Genomic DNA, 20,656 nt, shown 5'->3' with positions numbered 1-20,656 from the left:
CCGCCCAAGTTCCTCCGATGGCCACTCGGAGGGAACGGATAATAAGCCTTTTGGAGGAGCGGGACTATTCCGTGAGCGAGTTAGCCCAGGTTCTCGGAATCCGGGGCAAGGGGAGCAAAAAGCTCATCTTAGAGGACCTCAAGGCGATTCAGAAAACCCTCAGGCGCGAGGGAAAGGTTCTGCTCGTCAAACCGGCCGAGTGCAGGAAGTGCGGTTTCGTTTTCAGGCCCGAAATCAACATTCCCTCCCGCTGTCCCCGCTGTAAGAGCGAGTGGATTGAGGAACCGAGGTTTAAAATCTCGATTAAGTAGCTATTGGCTGGTCATTATTTTGTATACATTCTTAAACCAATTCTTCATCAGCTTTTCGTGCTCCGGGTTTATTCTTGGAACTTTATCGTAATGTTCAACGTAATATTTTAACTTCTCGACAAAATCCTCTTTAGTTTTGTACAAATACTCTTCAGGTAGCAATTCAGGGAAGCTACAACAATCTGGGGCTAATACAACTGAATTATTCATTATCGCCTCAACTACTTGGTATCCATAGGTTTCCTCTCTGCTCATCATCAATACAACTTTTACTTTGCTGAGCCCTCTATAATACTCTTCCCAGCTTTTGAAAAATGTCAATCTTGCCTTTAATCCCAGATTTAAAACCGTATTCCAGAGCATCTTGTTAAACTTCTGCTTCGTGAGTCTCCCCGCGTATAGCACGTCATACTCCTTCCTTTCACGGTATGTCTTGAACGGAGGTTTTGGCAAACCAACTACCCTTATTTTGTTTGCGAGATATTGTATTCCATATCTTCTAGACGATATTAATTTTGTCTTGTGATAATGAGAACTAACAAACACTCCATCCAACATTCTCATTATTCCCACTTCCTGCATAAACTTGCCCCGTCTTACTGGGGCAAAGTAGTCATATTTGTTCAAACTTGTTGCGTGGCAGAATCCAAATTTCTTCCCTTTTCTTTTGAGGTATATAACCTGAGGCACCAACCCTGCAAAACTTATGTCAGCGAAAAACACATAGTCCGTATCCCTTATATCCTGTTTTGTGAACTTCTTCAACTGCTCTGCTTCAAATTCAATGGTTTCATCAATCGGGCTAAACAGTTCTAGGGGAGCTTCTTTAATTCTCACTGCATCAGGAGCTATAACGATAACTTCATCAAAATATTCTTGAAATTTCTTGGGCAAGTACCAGTACCACCATTCCTGGTACCTCATCTTTGCGGGGTACTGTGGGACAAAATACAGCCTCTCCACTTCAGACATTCTCTCAACCCGCAGGTATTTAGGCAAAAGCCCTTATAAGCCGAGCCCCTATTCTCATCGGTTGAAGTGAGCGAGGCGATGCTTATGAGGAAGGTTGAGGAGTTCATGAAGAGACATGGACTTGAGGTAGGCGACCTCGTGAGGGTCGTCAAGAAGGAAGGGGACGAGAGAATTACCTTTGAGGGCCTCGTGATGCCGCCGTACGAGCTTTCGCCCGGCGAAACGCTGACGATAAAGCTCGACAACGGCTACAACGTCGGCGTTCTCATCGATGCAATCGAGGGCGTTGAAATCCTTGAGAAGGCCGTCGAGAAGCCGAAGATGGAGTTCAAGGAAGTTCTCCCGCGGAAGGAGGGCCTCCCGAACGTCAGGATCCTCGGAACCGGAGGAACGATAGCGAGCAGGATTGACTACAAGACTGGCGCCGTTCACCCTGCTTTCACCGCCGAGGAGCTTGCGAAGGCCGTCCCAGAGATATTCGAGATGGCCAACGTTAAGCCCGAGCTCATAATGAACATACTCAGCGAGGACATGAAGCCTGCCTACTGGGTTAGGATTGCCGAGGAAGTGGCCAAAGCTCTCAACGGCGGTGAGGACGGCGTTGTAATAGCGCACGGAACGGACACGATGGCCTACACTGCCTCGGCCCTGAGCTTCATGCTGAGGAACCTGACAAAGCCCGTCGTCCTCGTTGGTGCGCAGAGGAGCTCCGACAGGCCGAGCAGTGATTCTGCCATGAACCTCACCTGCGCGGTCAGGATGGCGACGAGCGACGTTGCCGAGGTCATGGTGGTGATGCACGGCGAGACGAGCGACACCTACTGTTTAGCCCACCGTGGAACGAAGGTTCGGAAGATGCACACCAGCAGGCGCGATGCTTTCAGGAGTATAAACGACGTCCCGATAGCAAGGATATGGCCCAAAGGCGGGATAGAGTTCCTCAGGAACGATTACAGAAAGAGAAGCGGGGGAGAGGTCATAGCCGACACGAAGATGGAGGAGAAGGTCGCAATCCTGAAAATCTACCCCGGAATCAGCGGTGAGCTCCTTGACTTCCTCGTTGATAAGGGCTACAAAGGTGTTGTGATAGAGGGAACGGGCCTCGGCCACGTTCCGCAGGACTTCATCCCCCACGTCCAGCGCGCGGTTGAGGAGGGCGTGGCAGTTTGCGTCACGAGTCAGTGCCTCTACGGCAGGGTGAACCTCAACGTCTATTCCAACGGCAGGAAGCTCCTCAAGGCTGGAGCGATACCCTGTGAGGACATGCTCCCGGAGACGGCCTACGTCAAGCTCATGTGGGTCCTCGGCCACACCAACGACCTGAGCGAGGTAAGGAAGATGATGCTGACGAACTACGCCGGTGAGATTACGCCCTACACTAGGTACGACACGTTCCTGAGGTGATGAAGATGACCGAGAAGTTCGATTACAAGGAGCTCGGCCTTAAGGTCGGCCTTGAGATTCACAGACAGCTCGATACCAAAAAGCTGTTCTCGCCCGTTCCAAGCGAGCTGACCGAGAAGGTTGACTTCACCTTTGAAAGACGCCTCAGGCCCACGATGAGTGAGCTTGGTGAAATTGACCCCGCGGCACTTGAGGAGTTCAAGAAGGGGAGGAAATACATCTACGAGGGCAACTACGAGCTGAGTGACCTCGTTTACATGGACGAGGAACCGCCAAGGGGACCGGATAGGGAAGCCCTTGAGGTTACCCTCCAAATTGCCTACTTGCTGAACGCCAAGCCCGTTGACGAGGTTCACTTCATGCGTAAAATCGTCATTGATGGCTCGAACGTCTCCGGCTTCCAGAGGACGGCGATAATAGCGCTCGACGGAAGGGTTGGTACTCCATGGGGAAGCGTTGGAATCCCGACTATATGCCTTGAGGAAGATGCCTGCAGAATAGTCGAGAGGAGGGAGAAGGAGGTAATCTACCGCCTCGACCGTCTTGGCATTCCGCTCGTTGAGATAAGCACGACCCCGGACATACACCACCCGGAGCAGGCGAAGGTGGTCGCTAAATACATCGGTGACGCCCTGAGAGCCACCCGGAAGGTCAAGCGCGGTCTCGGAACGATAAGGCAGGACCTGAACGTCTCGATTAAAGGTGGCGCCCGCGTCGAGATTAAGGGAGTGCAGGAGCTCGACATGATTCCGCTCATCATCGAGCGGGAAGTTGAGAGACAGCTCAACCTGCTCAAAATCCGCGATGAACTCCGCGAGAGGGGCGTTAAGCCTGAAGACATCAAGGAGGAGTTCTACGACGTTACCGACGTCTTTGAGAACACCGGGTCAAAGATAATCGCCCGGACGATAAAGAACGGCGGGAAGGTTTTGGCAGTCAAACTGCCGAAGTTCAGGGGTTTAATCGGCAGGGAAATCCAGCCCGACAGGAGGCTCGGCACGGAGATGGCCGACAGGGCCAAGAAGTACGTGAAGGGCATTTTCCACATCGATGAATTGCCGAATTATGGAATTACTGAAAAAGAGGTTAATGCAGTTATTGAAAAACTCAACCTCGGAGCGCTCGACGCCTTCGTGCTGGTCGCGGCGGACGAGGAGACCGCAAAGAAGGCCCTCCGCGAGGTGATTAAGCGCGCGAGGGAAGCCATAGAGGGCGTCCCCGAGGAGACGAGGAGGGCTCTGCCTGACGGAAACACCCAGTACATGCGCCCGCTCCCAGGAAAAGCCAGGATGTACCCTGAAACGGACATACCATCGATTTTCATTCCGCCGGAGGAGAAGGAGAGGATTAAGGCAAACCTGCCCGAGCTCCCGCAGGAGAGGGTCGAGCGCTACGTGAAGGAGTACAGGATTGACAAAAGCCTTGCCGAAACCCTCGTAAACGACGAGCGCGACGAGCTCTTCGAGGAGCTCGTGAAGAAAGGGGTCAAGCCGTCTTTAGCGGCTTCAATCCTCGTGGTCGTCCTCAAGGGCCTCAAGAAGGAGGTTCCGATTGAGAACATCACGGACGAGCACATCAGAGAGGCCTTCGAGCTCTACCTCAACGGCAAGATAGCGAAGGAGGCCTTTGAGGAGATATTCAAGGAGCTCGCGAAGAACCCGGAGAAGACCGCCGAGCAGGTGGCCGAAGAGAGGGGCCTGACGCTCCTAAGCGAGGAAGAGGTCGAGAAAATCATCGACGAGGTAATCCAGGCAAACATAGACGTCATCAAGGCCAAGGGAATGGGCGCGATGGGCATGATAATGGGAAGGGCAATGGCGAAGCTCCGCGGAAGGGCCGACGGCAAGCTCGTGAGCACCTTGGTGAGAAAGAAGATTCAAGAACTGAGTGGGAGCTAACTTTTTAAGTCCCTTTTCTTACTTTTCTCGATGGTTAAGGCGAAGTTTGTTGTCTACTATTACGAGCTTGAAGACGATGCCGGGTTGAGGAGGACCCTCAAGGGTTACCTTACGCTTTTCTCTCCTGACTTAACAACGCTAACGGACGCGCTCCTCCAGGTTTCGTATTCGAGCCCGAAGATAACGGTTGTGAAAACGCCGAAGGCCATCTACGTCGCTCCAGGAGAGTACGAGGTTGAAGGGAAGGCCTACGAGTTCCTCGTTTCAAGCGAAAACGGCCTCAGAAAAGTTGCCGAGGAAATCCTCGGTGTGAAGAGGCTCAATCTCGACACCGTTGTGAACATCGTTCAGGGCGCTCTCTGGGCGCTTGTCCTGTTGTTCGGCTACCTTGGCTACAAAAACGACGTTCTCCGGGCGGCTTCGTCCTACATGATTGTTCTTCTCGCGCTCTCGTGGGCGATAGAAAACTTCAGGAGGGGCTACAAAAAACGGAAGCGGGTCAGAGCATCGGCTCCTCATCACGCCTCAGAGTGAGGGAAAAGCGCTCATCATCCCCGTTTCCGTTTTCCCTCTGCCCTTTTAAAGCCTGTCTTACCAACGCGGGGCGAAAACCATTTAAGGCGTGAAATTGTTTTTTTTTCCGATGAAGTTCATCAACGCCGTTCCAATCCTCTACTACGAGCTCAACGTTCCGCCGGAGAGGGTTAGGGAGGCCTTTCCATCGGCGCTCGAGTTCAAGAACCCTACCCCAGAGAGCTTCTCAATCGTGCAACCACCCGGAAAGAACGCGGGACTGCTCGTAATCGACGTCAAAGCTGAAAACCGCTACGTCTTCATCCTCCCTGTTAAGGACGAGCTGATTTTAATCAACGAGACCTTACCGAGGGTCTTTGTAATCCACCCAAAGAACATCGGAGAGTTTTTCAGGGCACTCGCTGGGGACGAGCTTGAAAGCCTCAAAGGCACAAAGAGAGAAGGAAAGTGGTGGCGCTTCCTCATAGACTTCGCCGCAACCTCCGCGGTTATTTACATCGAGAACGAACTTCACATGGGCCTCTGGACGGCTATTTTACTGGCCGTAATCTTCGCTGAGGTTGAACACCTATTCGGCCCCAAGCGGGTTAGGGGCCTTGCCACCGAGTTCGATGAGAAGACGGTCAGGAAAATGTACGAGGTCTCGGAGAAGAAGGGAAAGGTGGTGAAGGTTTCCCTTTAGCGCCCCAGCTCTTTATGGGCCTTCGCGAGGTGTTTCGCCGCTATCGCCGCGAGGAGCGAGAGCTCTCCAGCGAGAACCGCCCCGGCAACTATCTCCGCGAACTTCTTAGCGTTGGTTCCCGGTGGGTTCCCTCCTCCAGCGACGCCCATAATCGAGAGCGCCTCCCTCTGGGTCGGGACGCGCGTTCCTCCGCCGACGGTTCCGATTTCAAGGCTTGGCATGGTGATGCTGATGTAGAGGTCTCCCTCAGGCGTAACTTCGGCGAGGGTTATGCCATGTGAGCCTTCGGTAATCTGCGCCTCGTCCTGACCCGTGGCGAGGAAGATGGCTCCAACGATGTTGCCGAAATGGGCGTTGAAGCCGTAAGAGCCGGCCTGGGCGGAGCCGACTAGGTTTTTGCGGTAGTTCACCTCGGCTATGAGCTCCGGCGTGGTCTTCAGCTTCCTTTCGACTATCTTGCGCGGAATTATCGCCTCGGCAATGACGGTCTTACCGCGCCCGTTGATGAAGTTCATCGCGTTGGGTTTCTTGTCAACGCAGAGGTTGCCCGAGAGCGCCAGATACCTCACGTCCGGGAAGTGCTCCTCAATGACCTTCATTATCTCCTCGCTTGAGATGGTCACCATGTTCATCCCCATGGCGTCGCCGGTCTCGAACTCGAAGCGCAGGTAGAGGTTGTTTCCGACTATGAAGGGCTTAACGTCCCTGAGCTTGCCGTGCCTGGTGACCTTGCTGACGGCCTTCTCCTGGAGGTAGTCGATGTTCTCCTTCACCCACTCCGCGACTTCTCTAGCTCTCCTCGCGTCTGGGCACTTGAAAAGCGGTGCGCGGGTCATTTTGTCGCCTATGATGGTAGTCTTAACGCCTCCGGCCTCAGTCAGGGTGGAGCAACCGCGGTTCACGCTGGCAACGAGCGCACCCTCTGTTGTGGCGAGGGGTATGTAGAACTCGCCCTTCGCGTACTCACCGTTGATTTTAAGCGGTCCTGCGACACCCATCGGTATCTGGACGACACCTATCATGTTCTCGATGTTCCTGCCGATGACCTGCTCGGGGTCTATACTGTAGTGCCCGATGTGCTCAAGCTTCACGCCAAGCTTCTTCTCGAGGGCTTTCCTCCTGACCTCGGTCGCGGTCCTCTTGTCCGTGTATTTCTCAACCTGGTAGAGCTTTACCTCTCCCTTAACGACCTTCTCAACGAGCTCCTCAAACTCCATTTCAACACCCCCAGAATCAGCCAAAAATCCATTCCTCAAGGACTTCTCCGATTTCCTTGAACGCGACGGCGGCGTCGCTGTTGGGGAGGTACTTGATTATCGGAACTCCCACGTTGATGGACTCGGGGACGTTGTAGTCGAAGGGAACCCATCCGAGAACGGGGACGTCCAAATCCTCCTCTATGGCCTCGATTATCTTGTCAACGACGTCGGCGCTCTCACGAACCTTGTTCAGGACGACGCCGATGTTGAGGTTGTACTTCTCTCCAAGGGCCTTGAGCTTTTCAATCTCGTTCTTAACCATGGTCTCAAATGAGTAAATCGGAGAACGCTCTATTTCAACGACTATAAGCTGGTAGTTAGCGACCTGAAACGTTGGAAGGGTATCAAACGGAACGCCGGTTGGAGAATCGACAAAAACAACGCCGAACTTGTATTTCACCCTTTCGAGGATGTCAACGAGCCTCCTCGGAGATATTCCCAGGACGTCTTGAAGCTGTGTGCTCCCGGGCATCACGTAGACGCCGGTTTCTTTGTGGCGGTATATGGCCCACTCTGGGTCAACGTCAGGGTTCTTCAGGAGGGTGTGAACCGTGTATTTGACAGTGTCGAGGGCGAAGTGAAAACCGAGGTTGGGCAGGTAGAGGTCACCATCAACGGCCAGAACGCGATACTCCTTCATGGCAAGGTAAGAGCTAAGGTTCGCCGTCGTAGTTGTTTTGCCGGCTCCACCACGCCCCGTTACGACTATCAGTGCCATCGCTACCCCTCTAAGCTTTCTGTAGGGGATTGAGGATATAAGGTTTCCGATTGAACTTCCGTCAGTACGTCGTTTTCTGCGTATGTACCTACACAATTCTGTCCAGTGATGGGCCTTAAGGACTCGATGAACACAAAAGGTTTATATCGTCCCCGTTTAGATTCCCATTGTAAGGTTAAGGAGATGGTTGCCATGGCTGAAAAAATGCCCGCTATTATGAAGACCAAACCTGCCTACGGGGCGGAGCTCGTTGAGGTTGACGTTCCCAAGCCCGGGCCGGGCGAGGTTCTCATCAGGGTTCTCGCGACGAGCATCTGCGGAACCGACCTCCACATCTACGAGTGGAACGAGTGGGCTCAGAGCAGGATTAAACCGCCCCAGATTATGGGCCACGAGGTTGCCGGTGAGGTCATCGAGGTTGGGCCCGGCGTCGAGGGCCTCCAGGAAGGCGACTATATCAGCGCCGAAACCCACATCGTCTGTGGAAAGTGCTACGCCTGCAAGCACAACCGCTACCACGTCTGCCAGAACACCAAGATTTTCGGCGTTGACATGGACGGCGTCTTCGCTACCTACGCCATAGTGCCGGCCCAGAACGCCTGGAAGAACCCCAAGGACATGAAGCCCGAATACGCCTCACTGCAGGAGCCCCTTGGCAACGCAGTTGATACCGTTCTTGCAGGCCCGATAGCGGGCAGGAGCACGCTCATAACCGGAGCCGGCCCGCTCGGACTGCTTGGCATAACCGTCGCGAAGGCGAGCGGTGCTTACCCGGTCATCGTGAGCGAGCCGAGCGAATACAGGAGAAAGCTCGCCAAGAAGGTTGGAGCAGATTACGTTATCAACCCCTTCGAGGAGGACCCGGTTGAGGTCGTCATGAGCATAACCGACGGAGCGGGTGTTGAGGTCTTCCTCGAGTTCAGCGGTGCGCCTAAAGCTCTGGAGCAGGGCCTTAAGGCGACGACCCCAGGAGGAAGGGTCTCCCTGCTCGGTCTCTTCCCGAGGGACGTTACGCTCGACTTCAACAACCTCATAATCTTCAAGGCCCTTGAGGTTCACGGCATCACCGGAAGGCACCTCTGGGAGACCTGGTACACCGTCTCAAGCCTCATCCAGAGCGGAAAGCTCAACCTCGACCCGATTATCACCCACAAGTACAAGGGCTTCGACAAGTTTGAAGAGGCCTTCGAGCTCATGCGCGCCGGAAAGACCGGCAAGGTCGTCTTCTTCCCGAAGGAGTGATTTTTCCTCCTTTTCTTTCACCGCAATTCTTAAGTAAACCCTCTCCCACTTCCCCCGGAGGTGTTGGAATGGAGCTGAGCTATCAGGAAAAGCTCACCCTCATCAAGCTCAACGGACTGAAAAAAGTGAAATTCGAGGAGCTCGTTAAAGAGACCGGTCTCGAGCAGGTAGCGGTCATGAGGGCCGTTCTCGGCCTGCAGGCGAAGGGTTTGGCAAAGCTCCACGAGAGGAGCGAGAGGGTCGTTAAGCTCACCGAGACCGGAAAGAAGTACGCCGAAATCGGCCTTCCTGAGTGGAGGGCCCTAAAGCTCCTCGCCGAGAGGGGAAAGGTCACGCTCGACGATCTCAGCGAAGTCCTCAGCGACGACGAGCTGAAGCCGATAGTCGGCCTCCTCCGGAAGGAGGGCTGGGCGAGCGTCAGGAAGGAGGACGGTAAGCTAATCCTCGAAATAACCGAGAAGGGACTTGAAGCTGGGGAAAGGCCCATTGACAGGGCCCTAAAGTTCCTCGCCGAGAGGGAGGTTGTCCCGGTTAAGGAAATCGAGAAGCTCGTTCCCGTCAAGGAGCTCAAGAGGAGGAAAATCGGCGAGGAGGAAACCGTAACCGAGAGAGAAGTCGAGATTACTCCGGAGGGCGAAAAGCTTGCGCCAAAAGTCGAGCTGAAGCGGGAGGTTTCGGTTCTAACTCCGGAACTCATAAAGTCAGGCAAATGGAGGGAAGTTGAGTTCAGGAAGTTTGACATAAAGGCCCCTGTGAGAAGGATTTACCCGGGTAAAAAGCAACCTTATAGAGCGTTCCTCGACAAGATAAGGAGAAGGCTCATCGAGATGGGCTTCATCGAGATGACGGTTGAGAGCATGATTGAGACCCAGTTCTGGAACTTCGACGCCCTCTTCCAGCCCCAGAACCACCCCGCCCGCGAATGGACCGACACATACCAGCTCAAGTACCCGAAGAGCGGTTTCCTGCCCGAGGCGGAGCTCGTTGAGAGGGTTAAGACCGCCCACGAGCGCGGTCTGGCCGGCTCGCGTGGCTGGGGCTACGTTTGGTCTCCGGAGAGGGCTATGCTCCTCATGCCGAGGGCTCACGGTACTGCCCTTGACGCAAGGCAGTTAGCTAAAGGTGTCGAGATTCCGGGGAAGTACTTCACGATTCAGCGCGTTTTCAGGCCGGACGTCCTCGACAGGACTCACCTCATCGAGTTCAACCAGATTGACGGCTTCGTCGTCGGCGAAGAGCTGAACTTCAGGCACCTCCTCGGAATCCTGAAGCGCTTCGCGGTGGAGATAGCTGGGGCCAAGAAGGTGAAGTTCCTGCCCGACTACTACCCGTTCACAGAGCCGAGCGTCCAGATGAGCGCCTACCACCCTGAACTCGGCTGGGTCGAGTTCGGTGGCGCCGGAATCTTCCGCGAGGAGATGACCAAGGCTCTGGGCATCGACGTCCCGGTCATAGCGTGGGGAATCGGAATCGACAGGTTGGCAATGTTCAAGCTCGGAATAGACGACATACGCTACCTCTTCAGCTACGACCTCCGCTGGCTGAGGGAAGCGAAGCTGGTGTGGTGAGTGGGATGGTGCAGAACGTAAGGTATGACCTTGACGTTGATATCCTCTACGTTCAGCTCTCAAAGAAGAAGCCCGTTGATGCCGACATGAGAGGGGATGTAGTCATAGACCTCGACGAGAACGGGGAAGTAGTTGGCTTCGAGATATGGCGCGCGAGGGAGCTAATCCTGCCGGAGTTCATGAAGTTCATCGAGAAGATAAAGGCTGAGAAGGCCCACGTGGAGGGTTGAAGATGCCAAAGTTCGACGTGTCAAAGCGGGATTTGGAGAGGCTTGTCGGGAAGGAGTTCACGGTCGAGGAGTGGGAGGACCTCTTCCTCTACGCCAAATGCGAGCTGGACGACGTCTGGGAGGAGAACGGTGAAATCTACTTCAAGGCCGACTCCAAGGACACCAACAGGCCCGACCTCTGGAGCGCCGAGGGGATAGCGAGGCAGATACGCTGGGCGCTCGGTTTCCAGAGGGGTCTACCGAAATACGAGGTCGAGAAAAGCGACGTTACCGTTTACGTTGACGAGAAGCTGAAGGATATCCGCCCCTACGGCCTCTACGCAGTCGTTGAGGGCCTTAAACTCGACGAGGAAGCGCTCAGGCAGATGATTAACCTCCAGGAGAAGGTGGCTCTGACCTTTGGAAGGAGGAGAAGGGAGGTAGCGATAGGCATCTTCGACTTCGACAAGGTGAAGCCCCCGATATACTACCGGGCAGGGGAGAAAACCGAGAGGTTCGTCCCCCTCGGTTTCGAGGAGGAGCTTACGCTGGAGGAAATCCTTGAAAAGCACGAGAAGGGGAAAGAGTACGGCCATCTGATTAAGGACAAACCCTACTACCCGCTCCTCGTGGACAGCGAGGGTAAGGTTCTCTCGATGCCCCCAATAATCAACTCCGAAACGACCGGCAGGGTGACAACGGAGACGAGGAACGTCTTCGTCGACGTCACCGGCTGGGATTTGAACAAGGTCATGCTTGCCCTTAACGTCGTCGTTACTGCTTTAGCGGAGCGCGGAGGGAAGATTAAGGGCGTTAAAGTCGTTTATCCCGACTTTGAGGTTGAAACGCCCGATTTAACTCCCAAGTCCTTCGAGGTTGAGCTGGACTACATAAGAAAGCTCGCCGGCCTCGAGCTGAGCGACGGCGAAATCAAAGACCTCCTCGAGAGAATGATGTACGACGTAACCCTTGAGGACGGTAAAGCAAAGCTCCTCTACCCGGCCTTCCGAGACGACATAATGCACGCCAGGGACGTTTTAGAGGACGTTCTCATCGCCTACGGCTACAACGAGATTGAGCCCGAGGAGCCGAAGCTTGCCGTTCAGGGTAGGGGCGACAAGTTCGTCGAATTTGAGGACGCCGTTAGGGAGCTCATGGTCGGCTTCGGCCTTCAGGAGGTCATGACCTTCAACCTGACCAACAGGGAGGCCCAATACGAGAAAATGCATCTCCAATACAAAAAGGACTACTTTAACAACCCGCCGGCTGAACTCGTCGAGATAGAGAACCCGATAAGCCCGAAGTGGTCGGCGCTGAGGAACTGGCTTCTGCCGAGTTTGCTTGACTTCCTGAGCCAGAACACCCACGAGGAGTACCCGCAGAGGCTCTTCGAGGTCGGCAAGGCCACTCTGATAGATGAGAGCAGGGAAACGAAAACCGTCAGCGAGAGCAAGCTTGCCGTCGTGCTGGCCCAGCCGAGGGTTACCTTCACAGACGCGAAGGAAATCCTTGACAGCGTGATGAGGCACCTTGACTTCGAATACGAGCTTGAAGAGGTTGAACACCCGAGCTTCATTCCGGGCAGGGTTGGAAAAGTAATCGTGAACGGAAAGACAATCGGTGTAATCGGCGAAATACACCCAGCGGTTTTAGAAAAGTGGGGAATCGAGATGCCCGTTGCGGGCTTTGAGCTGTTCTTAAGGCCACTCTACACGGAGCCCTACCTTTAGTCCCTCTTTTTCCTCTTCTCAAGAAGGGCACACATGAGCTCGAAGTTTGTAACGCTTATGAGCACCTCAACGTCAAAGACTTCCTCCATTCTCTCACCTCAAATTTAGGTTCTCGTGCCTCTTTATCAACTTTGTGCGAATTTTTTCGTATTTCGTTCGAATTTTGGGTTTACAAAAGTCAAGAAAGTTGGAGGATTTTCGGGGAAGGCTTTTTATACCCTCCGCTGAAGCGCCAACCATGAAGCTGGCTCTCCGCGTGGCCTACGACGGAACTGCATTTTACGGCTTCCAGAGACAGCCCGGAGTGAGGACGGTAGAGGGTGAACTCATTCGCGTTTTGACCAAACTAAAAATCATCGAAAGCCCTGAAGAGAACGACTTTAAAGGTGCTTCCCGGACGGACCGCGGAGTTTCCGCGTTCTTCAACGTGGTTTCGTTCGTTCCCGGCGAAAGGGCCGATCTGGCGAGGCCCGAGGTGTTGAATCATCATCTCCGCGACGTCTGGGTTCTCGGCGTTGCCGAGGTTCCCGACGGCTTCCACCCAAGGTTCTGGGCGACCTCGAAGACCTACCGCTATTATCTCATAGACGAAGGCTTTGACGTTCTCGATATGGCCGAGTGCGCCAAGCTCTTTGAGGGAACCCATGACTTCTCGGCCTTCGCGAAGCTCGAACCCGGCAGGGAGCCTGTTAGGGAGATAACGCACATCAGCATCGTTCCAAGACACGGCTACTACGTGGTTGAAATCACGGGCAAAAGCTTCCTCTGGGAGATGGTGAGGAGAATCGTCAACGCGCTCCGCTTCTGCGGACTCGGGCTTCTGGAACTTGAGGACGTTAAGGCTATGCTCGCGGGAACTTACAGGAAGAAGGTCCCGCCAGCTCCGGCGGAGAACCTCATTCTGTGGCGCATAGAATACCCCAACGTTGACTTCAAGACCGACGAGAAGGGCCTTGCAAAGGCCAAACGCGACCTCTTTGAGCGCTACTCAAGAGCCCTTGCGAGAGCGGCGCTTTTTGGGGACTGCCTCGTTGAGCTTTGATTCTTTGTCGTAGTACTTCCCGTAGTACTGCTTGAGCGCTTTCTGCCTCTCGATGAAGTGCGTGTAGAGGAGCGGGTCGTCGTCGGCTACGTCAACTATAACTGCCCTCATGCCCTTCTTCGGCCTCAGGGCCCTTCCTATGGTCTGTATTGTCATAATGTCGCTCTTTCCGCCCCCGGCGAGGATTATCGCGGAAATCTCGGGTATATCAACCCCTTCCTTGAGCAGGGTCGAGATTAAAACCGGAATCTCGCCGTTCTTGAAGGCCTCAAGGACCTCCCAGCGGTTCTGACTCTTGGAACTGAGGAACTCGGCCTTTACGCCCTCCTTTTCAAGCATCTCCTTCAGGATTTTGCCGTGCTCTATGCGCTTTACGTCGATGAGGACGCGGTGGCCCTTCCTGACGAGCTCCTTGGCCTTCGCCACTATCGCCCTGTTCCTCTCATCGTTGTTCATGACGACGTCCTCGTAGAGTTCCTTATAGCGCTCGCTGAAGGACGGCATGCTCGACTCGTAGGTTATGACTTCAAAGCGGGGCTTGGCCAGGAATCCCTCCCTTATCAGGTCCTCGGCCTTCACCTCGTAGATTATCGGCCCAACGACGGCCTCAATCTTTATCTCCTCACCGCGGACGCGCCTCCACGGCGTCGCCGAGAGCCCGAAGCGGTAAACCTGCGGGAGGCTTATTCCAAGCTGGTAGAACTTCTCGGCGGCGGAGGTTCTGTGGCACTCGTCAAACATGACTATCGCGTAGTCGTTCTTCAGCTTGCCAACGCCCCTCGAAAGAAGGGTCTGTATCATGGCCACAGTTACGTTCTCCTCGTTCCACTTGTTGTCGCCGACGATTCCGGCTTTAACGCCGAGGAGCTCTTCAACCTTCTCGGCCCACTGGTAGAGGAGCTCCTTTGTGTGGACGACGATGAGCGCTGAAAGGTCGAGCTCGTGGATTATCCTTAACCCGACAACCGTCTTTCCGCTCCCGACTGGCAGGGCCAGAACGCCCATCTTCTCCTTCAGGGCTTTCCTCACGGCCCTTTGCTGATAGCGCCTCAGGGAGTAGTCCTCGTTCCACGTTGAGTTGAGTTTAACCCCGCGAACCTGCCGTTCGTCTTTGATTCTAACGCGGTATCCCTTGCTGTTGAGGAACTTTTTGACCCGCGGAAGAAGGCCCACAGGAAAGGTCTTCTCGTAGGGGTCGTAGAGGCTTTCCGGCTTCTCCCACTTGCCGTAGTCCTTCTTGTAGGTGAGCAGGTCGTAGATTTTGAAGTAGACGCTCGGCTCCGCCTTCTCGACTTTTACCAGTGCTGAACCGTCGGAAATCCTGAGGACAACCATGGGCATGGCCAATCAAAGCGAGTGTGGAAAAAGGCTTTATAGACCTTTTGGAACAACGGCCTAAGGTGGTGGCATGCTGAGGGAAATTCTTCAAACCTTCGACGACCTGATTGTCATAAAGGAACCCGTGAGCAAGGAACTCGAGGTGACGCGCTATCTGCTGAAGTACCGCGACAGGCCGGTTCTCTTCGAGGACGTTGACGGCTGGAAGGTCGCCGGAAACATCTGGAGCACCCGCGAGAGGATAGCCCGCTTCCTGAACACGAGCAGGGAACGCCTGATGCACGTCGTGGCGGACGCGATGGAGAATCCCGCCCCTTATAAAATCGTCGAAAGCGCCCCGTTTCTGAAGAACTCGACGGAGGACTTTTCCCTTCTTGAACTGCCGGTTCCGAAGTACTATCCCAAGGACGGCGGACCCTACTTCACCTCGGCGATGGTCATCGCAAAGGACGATAACGGCTTTGTCAACGTGTCTTTCCACAGGATGATGGTCAGGGACGAGAAGACCGTTGCGATGAGGCTCGTCCCGAGGCACCTCTACGCGATGTGGAAGGATAAAGCCGAGCGAGGGGAGGAGCTGGACGTCAGAATAGTCGTCGGCAACCCAATTCACCTGCTCTTGGCTGGAGCTACGAGCACAGCCTACGGAATCAGCGAGCTCGAGATGGCATCGAAGCTGAGCGAGCTCGCCTTCGGGAAGCCGGTTGAGGTCGTTGAGCTGGACGGAATTCCTGTGCCGATCGAGAGCGAGTTCGTCTTCGAGGCAAAGATAACTTCCGAGCTGGTCGACGAAGGCCCGTTCGTGGACATAACGGGAACCTACGACTACGTGAGGAAGCAGCCACTGGTCGTCTTTGAGAAGATGTACCACGTTGACGACCCGATTTTCCACGCCCTCCTGCCGGGAGGTTACGAGCACTTCATGCTCATGGGCCTCCCCAAGGAGCCACAGATTTACGCGAGCGTCAAGCGCGTGGTTCCAAAGGTTCACGGGGTAAGGCTGACGGAAGGAGGTGCTATGTGGCTCCATGCCGTTGTTTCGATAACCAAACAGCACGACGGCGACGGCAAGAACGCGATTTTAGCGGCCTTCGCCGGCCACCCGAGCCTTAAACATGTGGTCGTCGTTGACGAGGACATAGACATCTACGATGACCGCGACGTGGAGTGGGCGATAGCGACGCGCTTCCAGGCAGATAAGGACCTCGTGATAGTCCCCAACGCCCGCGGTAGCTCCCTCGACCCCTCGGCGGAGAGGAGCTTAACCGCCAAGTGGGGCATAGACGCGACGAAACCTCTCGATAGAAAAGAAGAGTTCGAGAGGGCGAGCCTCTAATCTCTTTATTTCACGAGGGTTAGGAAGATTTCTTCGAGGCTTGGCTCCTTTACCTGCATTGTCAGAATCTTCGCCCCCTGGGAAGCAACGTAGTCGTGAAGCTCCTCGCGGATGTCCTCGGGCGAAACCACCCGATACTTGTTCTCTCCAAGGGGAGTGACGTTCCATTCAGCAGAACTCCAATCTACGGGCCTGTTCGTCTCGATGATGATTGTGTAGCCTGCCTTCTTGAGGAACTCGCGCTTGATGTTCTCAATGCTGTCCTCCAGCACGAGCCTGCCCTTGACGATGACGCCAACGGTATCGCAGACCTCTTCAACATGGGCAAGGATGTGGCTCGAGAAAAACACCGTCTTTCCAGCCTTCCTCTGCTCGCGGATGATGTCCTTGAATTCCGCAATTCCAGTTGGGTCGAGGCCGGTCATCGGCTCGTCGAGAATTAAAAGCTCGGGGTCGTTTATCAAAGCCTGAGCGAGGAGTAACCTTTGACGCATTCCCTTCGAGAACTTTCCGACCTTCTTGTTCCTGACCTCCCAAAGGTTAACGAGCTTCAAAAGCTCCTCCGCCCTTTTCTCCCTCTCAATCTTGGGAAGTCCAAAAGCCTTGCTGATTATGTCGAGGGTTTGCATGGGGGTCAAGAACTCCCAGAGTGTCGCGTGCTCGGGCATGTAACCGATTTTGGCTTTGGCCTTGACTAGTTTGCCCTCTTGGAATTTTCCATTGCTGAAGACTTCTTCACCGAGGAGTTCTATGCGTCCCTCCTGGGGGAACACAAGGCCGAGGAGGCTCAGTATTGTCGTGCTCTTTCCGGCGCCGTTCGGTCCGAGAAAGCCGTAAACTACCCCGTTGGGGACTTTGAGGTTAAGTCCATCCAAAGCTCGAACGTCCTTGTAATTCTTGATGAGGTTTTTAATAACAATCATCCTCATCACCTCAAATCCATTCTAAGGAAGCGCCAGGTCGCGATGCCGAGGTAGATGAGGGTCATTACGATTAGAATGACGACGTTTGTGCTTCTCTTGTGTATTGCATGGCTAATCCCTGCGTATTCAATTGTGAGGCTTCCGTTGTTCTCATGGTACGTGTTCACGGCGTCGAGGATTAATGAGAACTGGGAACTCGGGGAATAGAAAAGGTATTTGGTGTAGTAGCTGGCCGTGTAATCTAGACGCTCCTGGATGTTTGCGTGACTTGGTGCGTGAACACTCGCTTCGTATGCAACTATTGATGGGATGAAGAGGTAGAGCAGGAAGAATACGCCAAGGGCAACCCCGAGGGATGTCCCAGAGGAGCGGACAAAGGTTGAGATTATATAGCCGATGGCGATGAACCCAAGCATAGTGAGAAGGAGCAGTAAATTGAGGAGAAAGACGTCAGAGGCTATCTTTGAGACGGAGACTCCAACCCATTGGAGGCCCGCAAGGGTGACGAAGCTCGTGAGGAGGAGTGCAACGCCGAAGACAACGAGCTGTCCAACGTACTTCCCAAGGATGTACCCGAGCCTCGTCACGCTCTTGCTAAGGGCTATTCTGATTGTTCCGTCTTCAATCTCCTTGTTTATTGCCCCGGCTCCAAAGACTATCGCTAAGATTCCGAGGAAGAACAGCGCAGTCTTGCTGGAAAAGGTTATTATCGCCGCTATAGCTTCGAGCTCATTTTTTATTCCTTCCTGTTTCATGTAATAGAAAACTGGGACGTAAAGAGCTATTATTATTGCCAGTATTGCCCATAGCTTCTTAGTTCGCATTCCCTTCATGAATTCAAGCTGAAACCCCCAGAACACGGGGAACACCTCCTTCCACTCTCGGTGGAACTAAACCAAGGAGTATAAAAATTTTGCTCTTAAAATAGGAATGAAATTAGAGTCCCCTAAGTTCAAGGACCAGCTCTGCCCGTGGGCAGTGCTTCCTTAGCCTTTCCAGGACCTCTCTCCTGCCTCCGAGAACCGGCCACAGGATTGAGTCAATGTGGAGCGGTGGAATTTCGGTTTTCTCTGCAATCCTGTTCCAGAAGCTCACGGGTGGCTCGCTTGTGAAGCGCTTGGTGTAGGCGTTTATCCGCACGTCGTCCGGAATCTCGATGGTCATCGGGTACGGAACGAAAGCGCTAAAGGCAATCCTTCCCGCGTAGCCGAACATCTTCACGGCGAAGACTATCGTTTTCGCGCCCCGTTTAGCCTTCATAACCCTCGCGAGGTCGTCTCTGAGCCGTTCCATGCTGTTGAAGTAGTAATCCCTAAGCTCGTCCATCGAGAGAGAGTTTAGAAACGGCTCGACCCGCTCGATTCTCTTGAGTTTTCCGGCAACGAGACGCCTGTTGGTTTTCGAGTTGGGGAGAAATTCCGAATAGGCTTCCGCTATATCTCCGGATGGGTTCTCCGAGAAGTGTCTTGAGAACTCCCACCACCAGTCCTCGCCCTTCCCGCTCAGCTGGTAGCTGACGAGCGCGTTGGCGATAACAAGTTTGATGAAGAGTTCGTCGTCCTTCAGGTTTTCCCGGAGGTTTTTGAGGGCGTCGAACTGCAAATCAACCTTCTCCTCAATGGTTTTCGCGCAGTCGAGGCCGAGCTCCCGCAGTATTTCCACGAGCCTCTCGATTTTATCTTTCTCTTCCCGATATTTTATCTTCACGAAGCGGTCGAGCGTCATAACAGACCCCCAACCTTAGTGTATATCCGCTTGGCCACCTCGTACCATCTCTCAACGTCTTCCCGTCGGTAGTCCGTGAAGGGATTAAAACCGGGAGTGTAGTATCGGCTTCGGGTGTATTCCCTTTCAATTTCCGCTAGACTCGTGATTTCGTCGTCCGAAAGCGGGATTTTCGCCAAGGCAACAAGCTGACCCAGTTTGTGCGTTCTCATATCTATTCCCCTTGAAAGGAGGAACGCTTTAAGGCTCTTTTCTATTGCCTGCTGAATATGGAACACAGCAAAGTTCAACCTCCCACTCTGAATCTCGTCGAGGGCGGCGTTTAGGTGCTCTTCAGCCAGTTTATACGTCAAATCAGCTGGGCTATCTCCCATGAACTTGCCCCCTCCACTAGCTTTGGTTTGAGTTCCTTTATCTTCCTCTTGAGCTTGGACAGGAGCCGTTTCCATTCTTTCTCTCCGTAGAGAACACGATAGCCCGTGAGAACGCCCCATAGGAGCGGGTTGGTGGGCTTGAGCGAACCTTCATCAACCACGATGACATCTATTGAGACGCCGGTCTTGGTTTCGAACAGAAAAACCTCCTTCCAGAATTTGGAGCTTTCGGCTTTTTTCTTGGTGATGATTAGAAAGTCGTAGTCGGAGTCATCTCTGGCCGTTCCTCTAGCTCTGGAACCGAACAGTAGCACGCACATCAAGTTTTTTCCGAAGTGCTCCTTGGCGAGCTCGAATACCTTATCCTCAACGTTCATGTTCTAACTTCCTCCCACGCTCCTTATCAACCTTTCCAGGAAGGCGTTCTCGCTCACAATTTCCGCCCCGGTGTTCCTCGGAAGGCCGAGCTCGACCTTGGCCCTTATCCCGTGCTCCTTAAGGTGGTCGTTAAGCTCCGCCGAGAGCCTCTGGAACTCCGCCTTCAGAATTAGACCGTAAACGGTCGGCCCCCAACTGCTCTGGCCTGCGCCGTAGGTTTTCTTGCCCAGCCAGTCGAGGATTAACTTAACATCCTCCCTGAACTCCCCTCCCTGGAACTCCGCAAAGTGCCTGCCGACGAGCCTCTGTATCGCCGAGAGGTGCTCACCGAAGGCCCTGACGTTCCTCTCCTTCAATGCGGGCAATAAGCCGAGTAAAATGCGATGGCTTATCTCCCTGGCCACGTTGACGTTCCCGAAGTTTCCTCTCATTATCGGCTTCTCCTCCTCTTCATCGAGGCCCGGCTTTACCTCAGGAATCACGAGCAGGAAGGCCCACTCCTCGGGAAAATCCTCGCGGAGTATCAACGGAGGAACGCCCTCCTTAACCCCGCCATCGAGGACGAAGCCTCCGTGAGCGAAGGCGTAAATCCCGGCCCCGCTGTTCTTTCCCCTTCCGAGGACCTCGGCGAGTTTCTCAACCGAAACGTTCAGGTTGTTGAGTCTCGCTATTGCGGTTCCAACGGCTAAGCTTAGCTGTGTCGTCGAGCCGAGGCCGATGTGCCTTGGAATGGCCTTCCGCACCTCGATTAAGTAACCGGTCCCGGTTCCAAAGGCCGAGTTCATTCTCTCGACGGCTTTCTTTATCGTCTCCACGTCCTCACCTTGGGCCTTTACCTTGAGCCGTTCAGCGGGCAGAACCTTTACCTCGTAGCCACCTTCGAGCGCCACCCCGAGGCTCCCGAAGCGCCTTCCGAGCGAGCCCGTTGGGTCTATCAGGCCGAGGTGAAGCCTTTTCGGCGTCCGGATTATCATGCCCATCACCCTTTTATTGACTCCCGAGAAGCATAGGCG

The 20,656-nt window shown here is 54.1% G+C and carries 21 protein-coding genes; 11 read left to right on the top strand and 10 right to left on the bottom strand.

Features of this window, described 5'->3' with window-relative positions:
- Window positions 1-17 precede the first annotated feature (17 nt).
- Window positions 18-311, top strand: a complete 294-nt coding sequence (locus tag ACYQ04_RS06215; protein WP_460128139.1) for a transcriptional regulator — start codon at window positions 18-20, stop codon at window positions 309-311.
- Here the strand turns inward: ACYQ04_RS06215 and ACYQ04_RS06210 are convergent, their stop codons facing one another.
- Window positions 312-1,283: a glycosyltransferase family protein gene (locus tag ACYQ04_RS06210; protein WP_460128138.1), complete on the bottom strand. Its 972-nt coding sequence runs from the start codon at window positions 1,281-1,283 to the stop codon at window positions 312-314. It lies immediately after the preceding gene.
- Window positions 1,284-1,367: 84 nt separating this feature from the next.
- Between ACYQ04_RS06210 and gatD the strand changes: the two genes are divergently transcribed.
- The 4 genes from gatD (at window position 1,368) to ACYQ04_RS06190 (ending at window position 5,801) form a co-directional block, all read left to right on the top strand.
- Entirely contained in the window at window positions 1,368-2,687 is a 1,320-nt protein-coding gene (gene gatD, locus ACYQ04_RS06205; RefSeq protein WP_460129972.1) for a Glu-tRNA(Gln) amidotransferase subunit GatD, read from the top strand.
- A 5-nt stretch (window positions 2,688-2,692) separates the two neighbouring features.
- A complete protein-coding gene (gene gatE, locus ACYQ04_RS06200) occupies window positions 2,693-4,585 on the top strand; it encodes a Glu-tRNA(Gln) amidotransferase subunit GatE (RefSeq protein ID WP_460129970.1) in 1,893 nt (630 codons plus the stop codon).
- Window positions 4,586-4,615: 30 nt separating this feature from the next.
- Window positions 4,616-5,119, top strand: a complete 504-nt coding sequence (locus tag ACYQ04_RS06195; protein ID WP_460128137.1) for a hypothetical protein — start codon at window positions 4,616-4,618, stop codon at window positions 5,117-5,119.
- 109 nt (window positions 5,120-5,228) lie between these two features.
- Window positions 5,229-5,801, top strand: coding sequence for a hypothetical protein (locus ACYQ04_RS06190; RefSeq protein ID WP_460128135.1), 573 nt, complete (start codon window positions 5,229-5,231; stop codon window positions 5,799-5,801).
- Here the strand turns inward: ACYQ04_RS06190 and hmgA are convergent.
- Window positions 5,798-7,018, bottom strand: a complete 1,221-nt coding sequence (gene hmgA / locus ACYQ04_RS06185; RefSeq protein WP_460128134.1) for a hydroxymethylglutaryl-CoA reductase (NADPH) — start codon at window positions 7,016-7,018, stop codon at window positions 5,798-5,800. The genes ACYQ04_RS06190 and hmgA overlap by 4 nt on opposite strands.
- 16 nt (window positions 7,019-7,034) lie before the next feature.
- A complete protein-coding gene (locus tag ACYQ04_RS06180) occupies window positions 7,035-7,778 on the bottom strand; it encodes a MinD/ParA family ATP-binding protein (protein ID WP_042689209.1) in 744 nt (247 codons plus the stop codon).
- A gap of 192 nt (window positions 7,779-7,970) precedes the next feature.
- Between ACYQ04_RS06180 and tdh the strand changes: the two genes are divergently transcribed.
- From tdh to truA, 5 genes are all read left to right on the top strand, one after another.
- The gene (gene tdh / locus ACYQ04_RS06175; protein ID WP_460129968.1) at window positions 7,971-9,020 is read left to right on the top strand and encodes an L-threonine 3-dehydrogenase; all 1,050 of its coding nucleotides are present in this window, start codon (window positions 7,971-7,973) and stop codon (window positions 9,018-9,020) included.
- A 68-nt stretch (window positions 9,021-9,088) separates the two neighbouring features.
- Window positions 9,089-10,588 (top strand): phenylalanine--tRNA ligase subunit alpha, encoded by a 1,500-nt coding sequence (gene pheS / locus ACYQ04_RS06170; RefSeq protein ID WP_460128132.1) that lies wholly within the window; start codon window positions 9,089-9,091, stop codon window positions 10,586-10,588.
- Between the two features lie 5 nt (window positions 10,589-10,593).
- The gene (locus ACYQ04_RS06165) at window positions 10,594-10,818 is read left to right on the top strand and encodes a DUF2283 domain-containing protein (protein ID WP_460128131.1); all 225 of its coding nucleotides are present in this window, start codon (window positions 10,594-10,596) and stop codon (window positions 10,816-10,818) included.
- Window positions 10,819-10,820: 2 nt separating this feature from the next.
- Window positions 10,821-12,527 carry a phenylalanine--tRNA ligase subunit beta gene (gene pheT / locus ACYQ04_RS06160; RefSeq protein ID WP_460128129.1) on the top strand — a complete coding sequence of 569 codons (1,707 nt, stop codon included), beginning with the start codon at window positions 10,821-10,823 and terminating at the stop codon, window positions 12,525-12,527.
- A 238-nt stretch (window positions 12,528-12,765) separates the two neighbouring features.
- Window positions 12,766-13,569, top strand: a complete 804-nt coding sequence (truA, locus tag ACYQ04_RS06155; protein WP_460128128.1) for a tRNA pseudouridine(38-40) synthase TruA — start codon at window positions 12,766-12,768, stop codon at window positions 13,567-13,569.
- Here the strand turns inward: truA and ACYQ04_RS06150 are convergent.
- Window positions 13,516-14,904: a DEAD/DEAH box helicase gene (locus ACYQ04_RS06150; RefSeq protein WP_460129967.1), complete on the bottom strand. Its 1,389-nt coding sequence runs from the start codon at window positions 14,902-14,904 to the stop codon at window positions 13,516-13,518. The genes truA and ACYQ04_RS06150 overlap by 54 nt on opposite strands.
- 73 nt (window positions 14,905-14,977) lie before the next feature.
- Here ACYQ04_RS06150 and ACYQ04_RS06145 point away from each other — a divergent pair, with 73 nt between their 5' ends.
- On the top strand, window positions 14,978-16,243 hold the full coding sequence (locus tag ACYQ04_RS06145) for a UbiD family decarboxylase (RefSeq protein ID WP_460128126.1): 1,266 nt from the start codon (window positions 14,978-14,980) through the stop codon (window positions 16,241-16,243).
- Between the two features lie 5 nt (window positions 16,244-16,248).
- On the opposite strand, the gene ACYQ04_RS06140 is transcribed toward ACYQ04_RS06145, so the two are convergent.
- From ACYQ04_RS06140 to ACYQ04_RS06115, 6 genes are all read right to left on the bottom strand, one after another.
- Window positions 16,249-17,166: an ABC transporter ATP-binding protein gene (locus tag ACYQ04_RS06140; protein ID WP_460129965.1), complete on the bottom strand. Its 918-nt coding sequence runs from the start codon at window positions 17,164-17,166 to the stop codon at window positions 16,249-16,251.
- 5 nt (window positions 17,167-17,171) lie between these two features.
- Window positions 17,172-18,026, bottom strand: coding sequence for an ABC transporter permease subunit (locus tag ACYQ04_RS06135; protein ID WP_460128124.1), 855 nt, complete (start codon window positions 18,024-18,026; stop codon window positions 17,172-17,174).
- Between the two features lie 76 nt (window positions 18,027-18,102).
- A complete protein-coding gene (locus ACYQ04_RS06130; RefSeq protein ID WP_460128121.1) occupies window positions 18,103-18,891 on the bottom strand; it encodes an N-glycosylase/DNA lyase in 789 nt (262 codons plus the stop codon).
- Window positions 18,888-19,265, bottom strand: a complete 378-nt coding sequence (locus ACYQ04_RS06125) for a HEPN domain-containing protein (RefSeq protein ID WP_460128120.1) — start codon at window positions 19,263-19,265, stop codon at window positions 18,888-18,890. Before ACYQ04_RS06125 ends, ACYQ04_RS06130 begins: the two co-directional genes overlap by 4 nt.
- Window positions 19,241-19,642, bottom strand: a complete 402-nt coding sequence (locus ACYQ04_RS06120) for a nucleotidyltransferase domain-containing protein (protein WP_460128119.1) — start codon at window positions 19,640-19,642, stop codon at window positions 19,241-19,243. The genes ACYQ04_RS06125 and ACYQ04_RS06120 overlap by 25 nt, the downstream gene beginning before the upstream one ends.
- A gap of 3 nt (window positions 19,643-19,645) precedes the next feature.
- Window positions 19,646-20,617: a beta-ribofuranosylaminobenzene 5'-phosphate synthase family protein gene (locus tag ACYQ04_RS06115; protein ID WP_460129963.1), complete on the bottom strand. Its 972-nt coding sequence runs from the start codon at window positions 20,615-20,617 to the stop codon at window positions 19,646-19,648.
- Between the last annotated feature and the right edge of the window lie 39 nt (window positions 20,618-20,656).

This window comes from Thermococcus prieurii (assembly GCF_054657655.1).
Note: the sequence above shows the minus strand (reverse complement) of the source record. Positions and strands in the feature narration are given on the sequence as shown.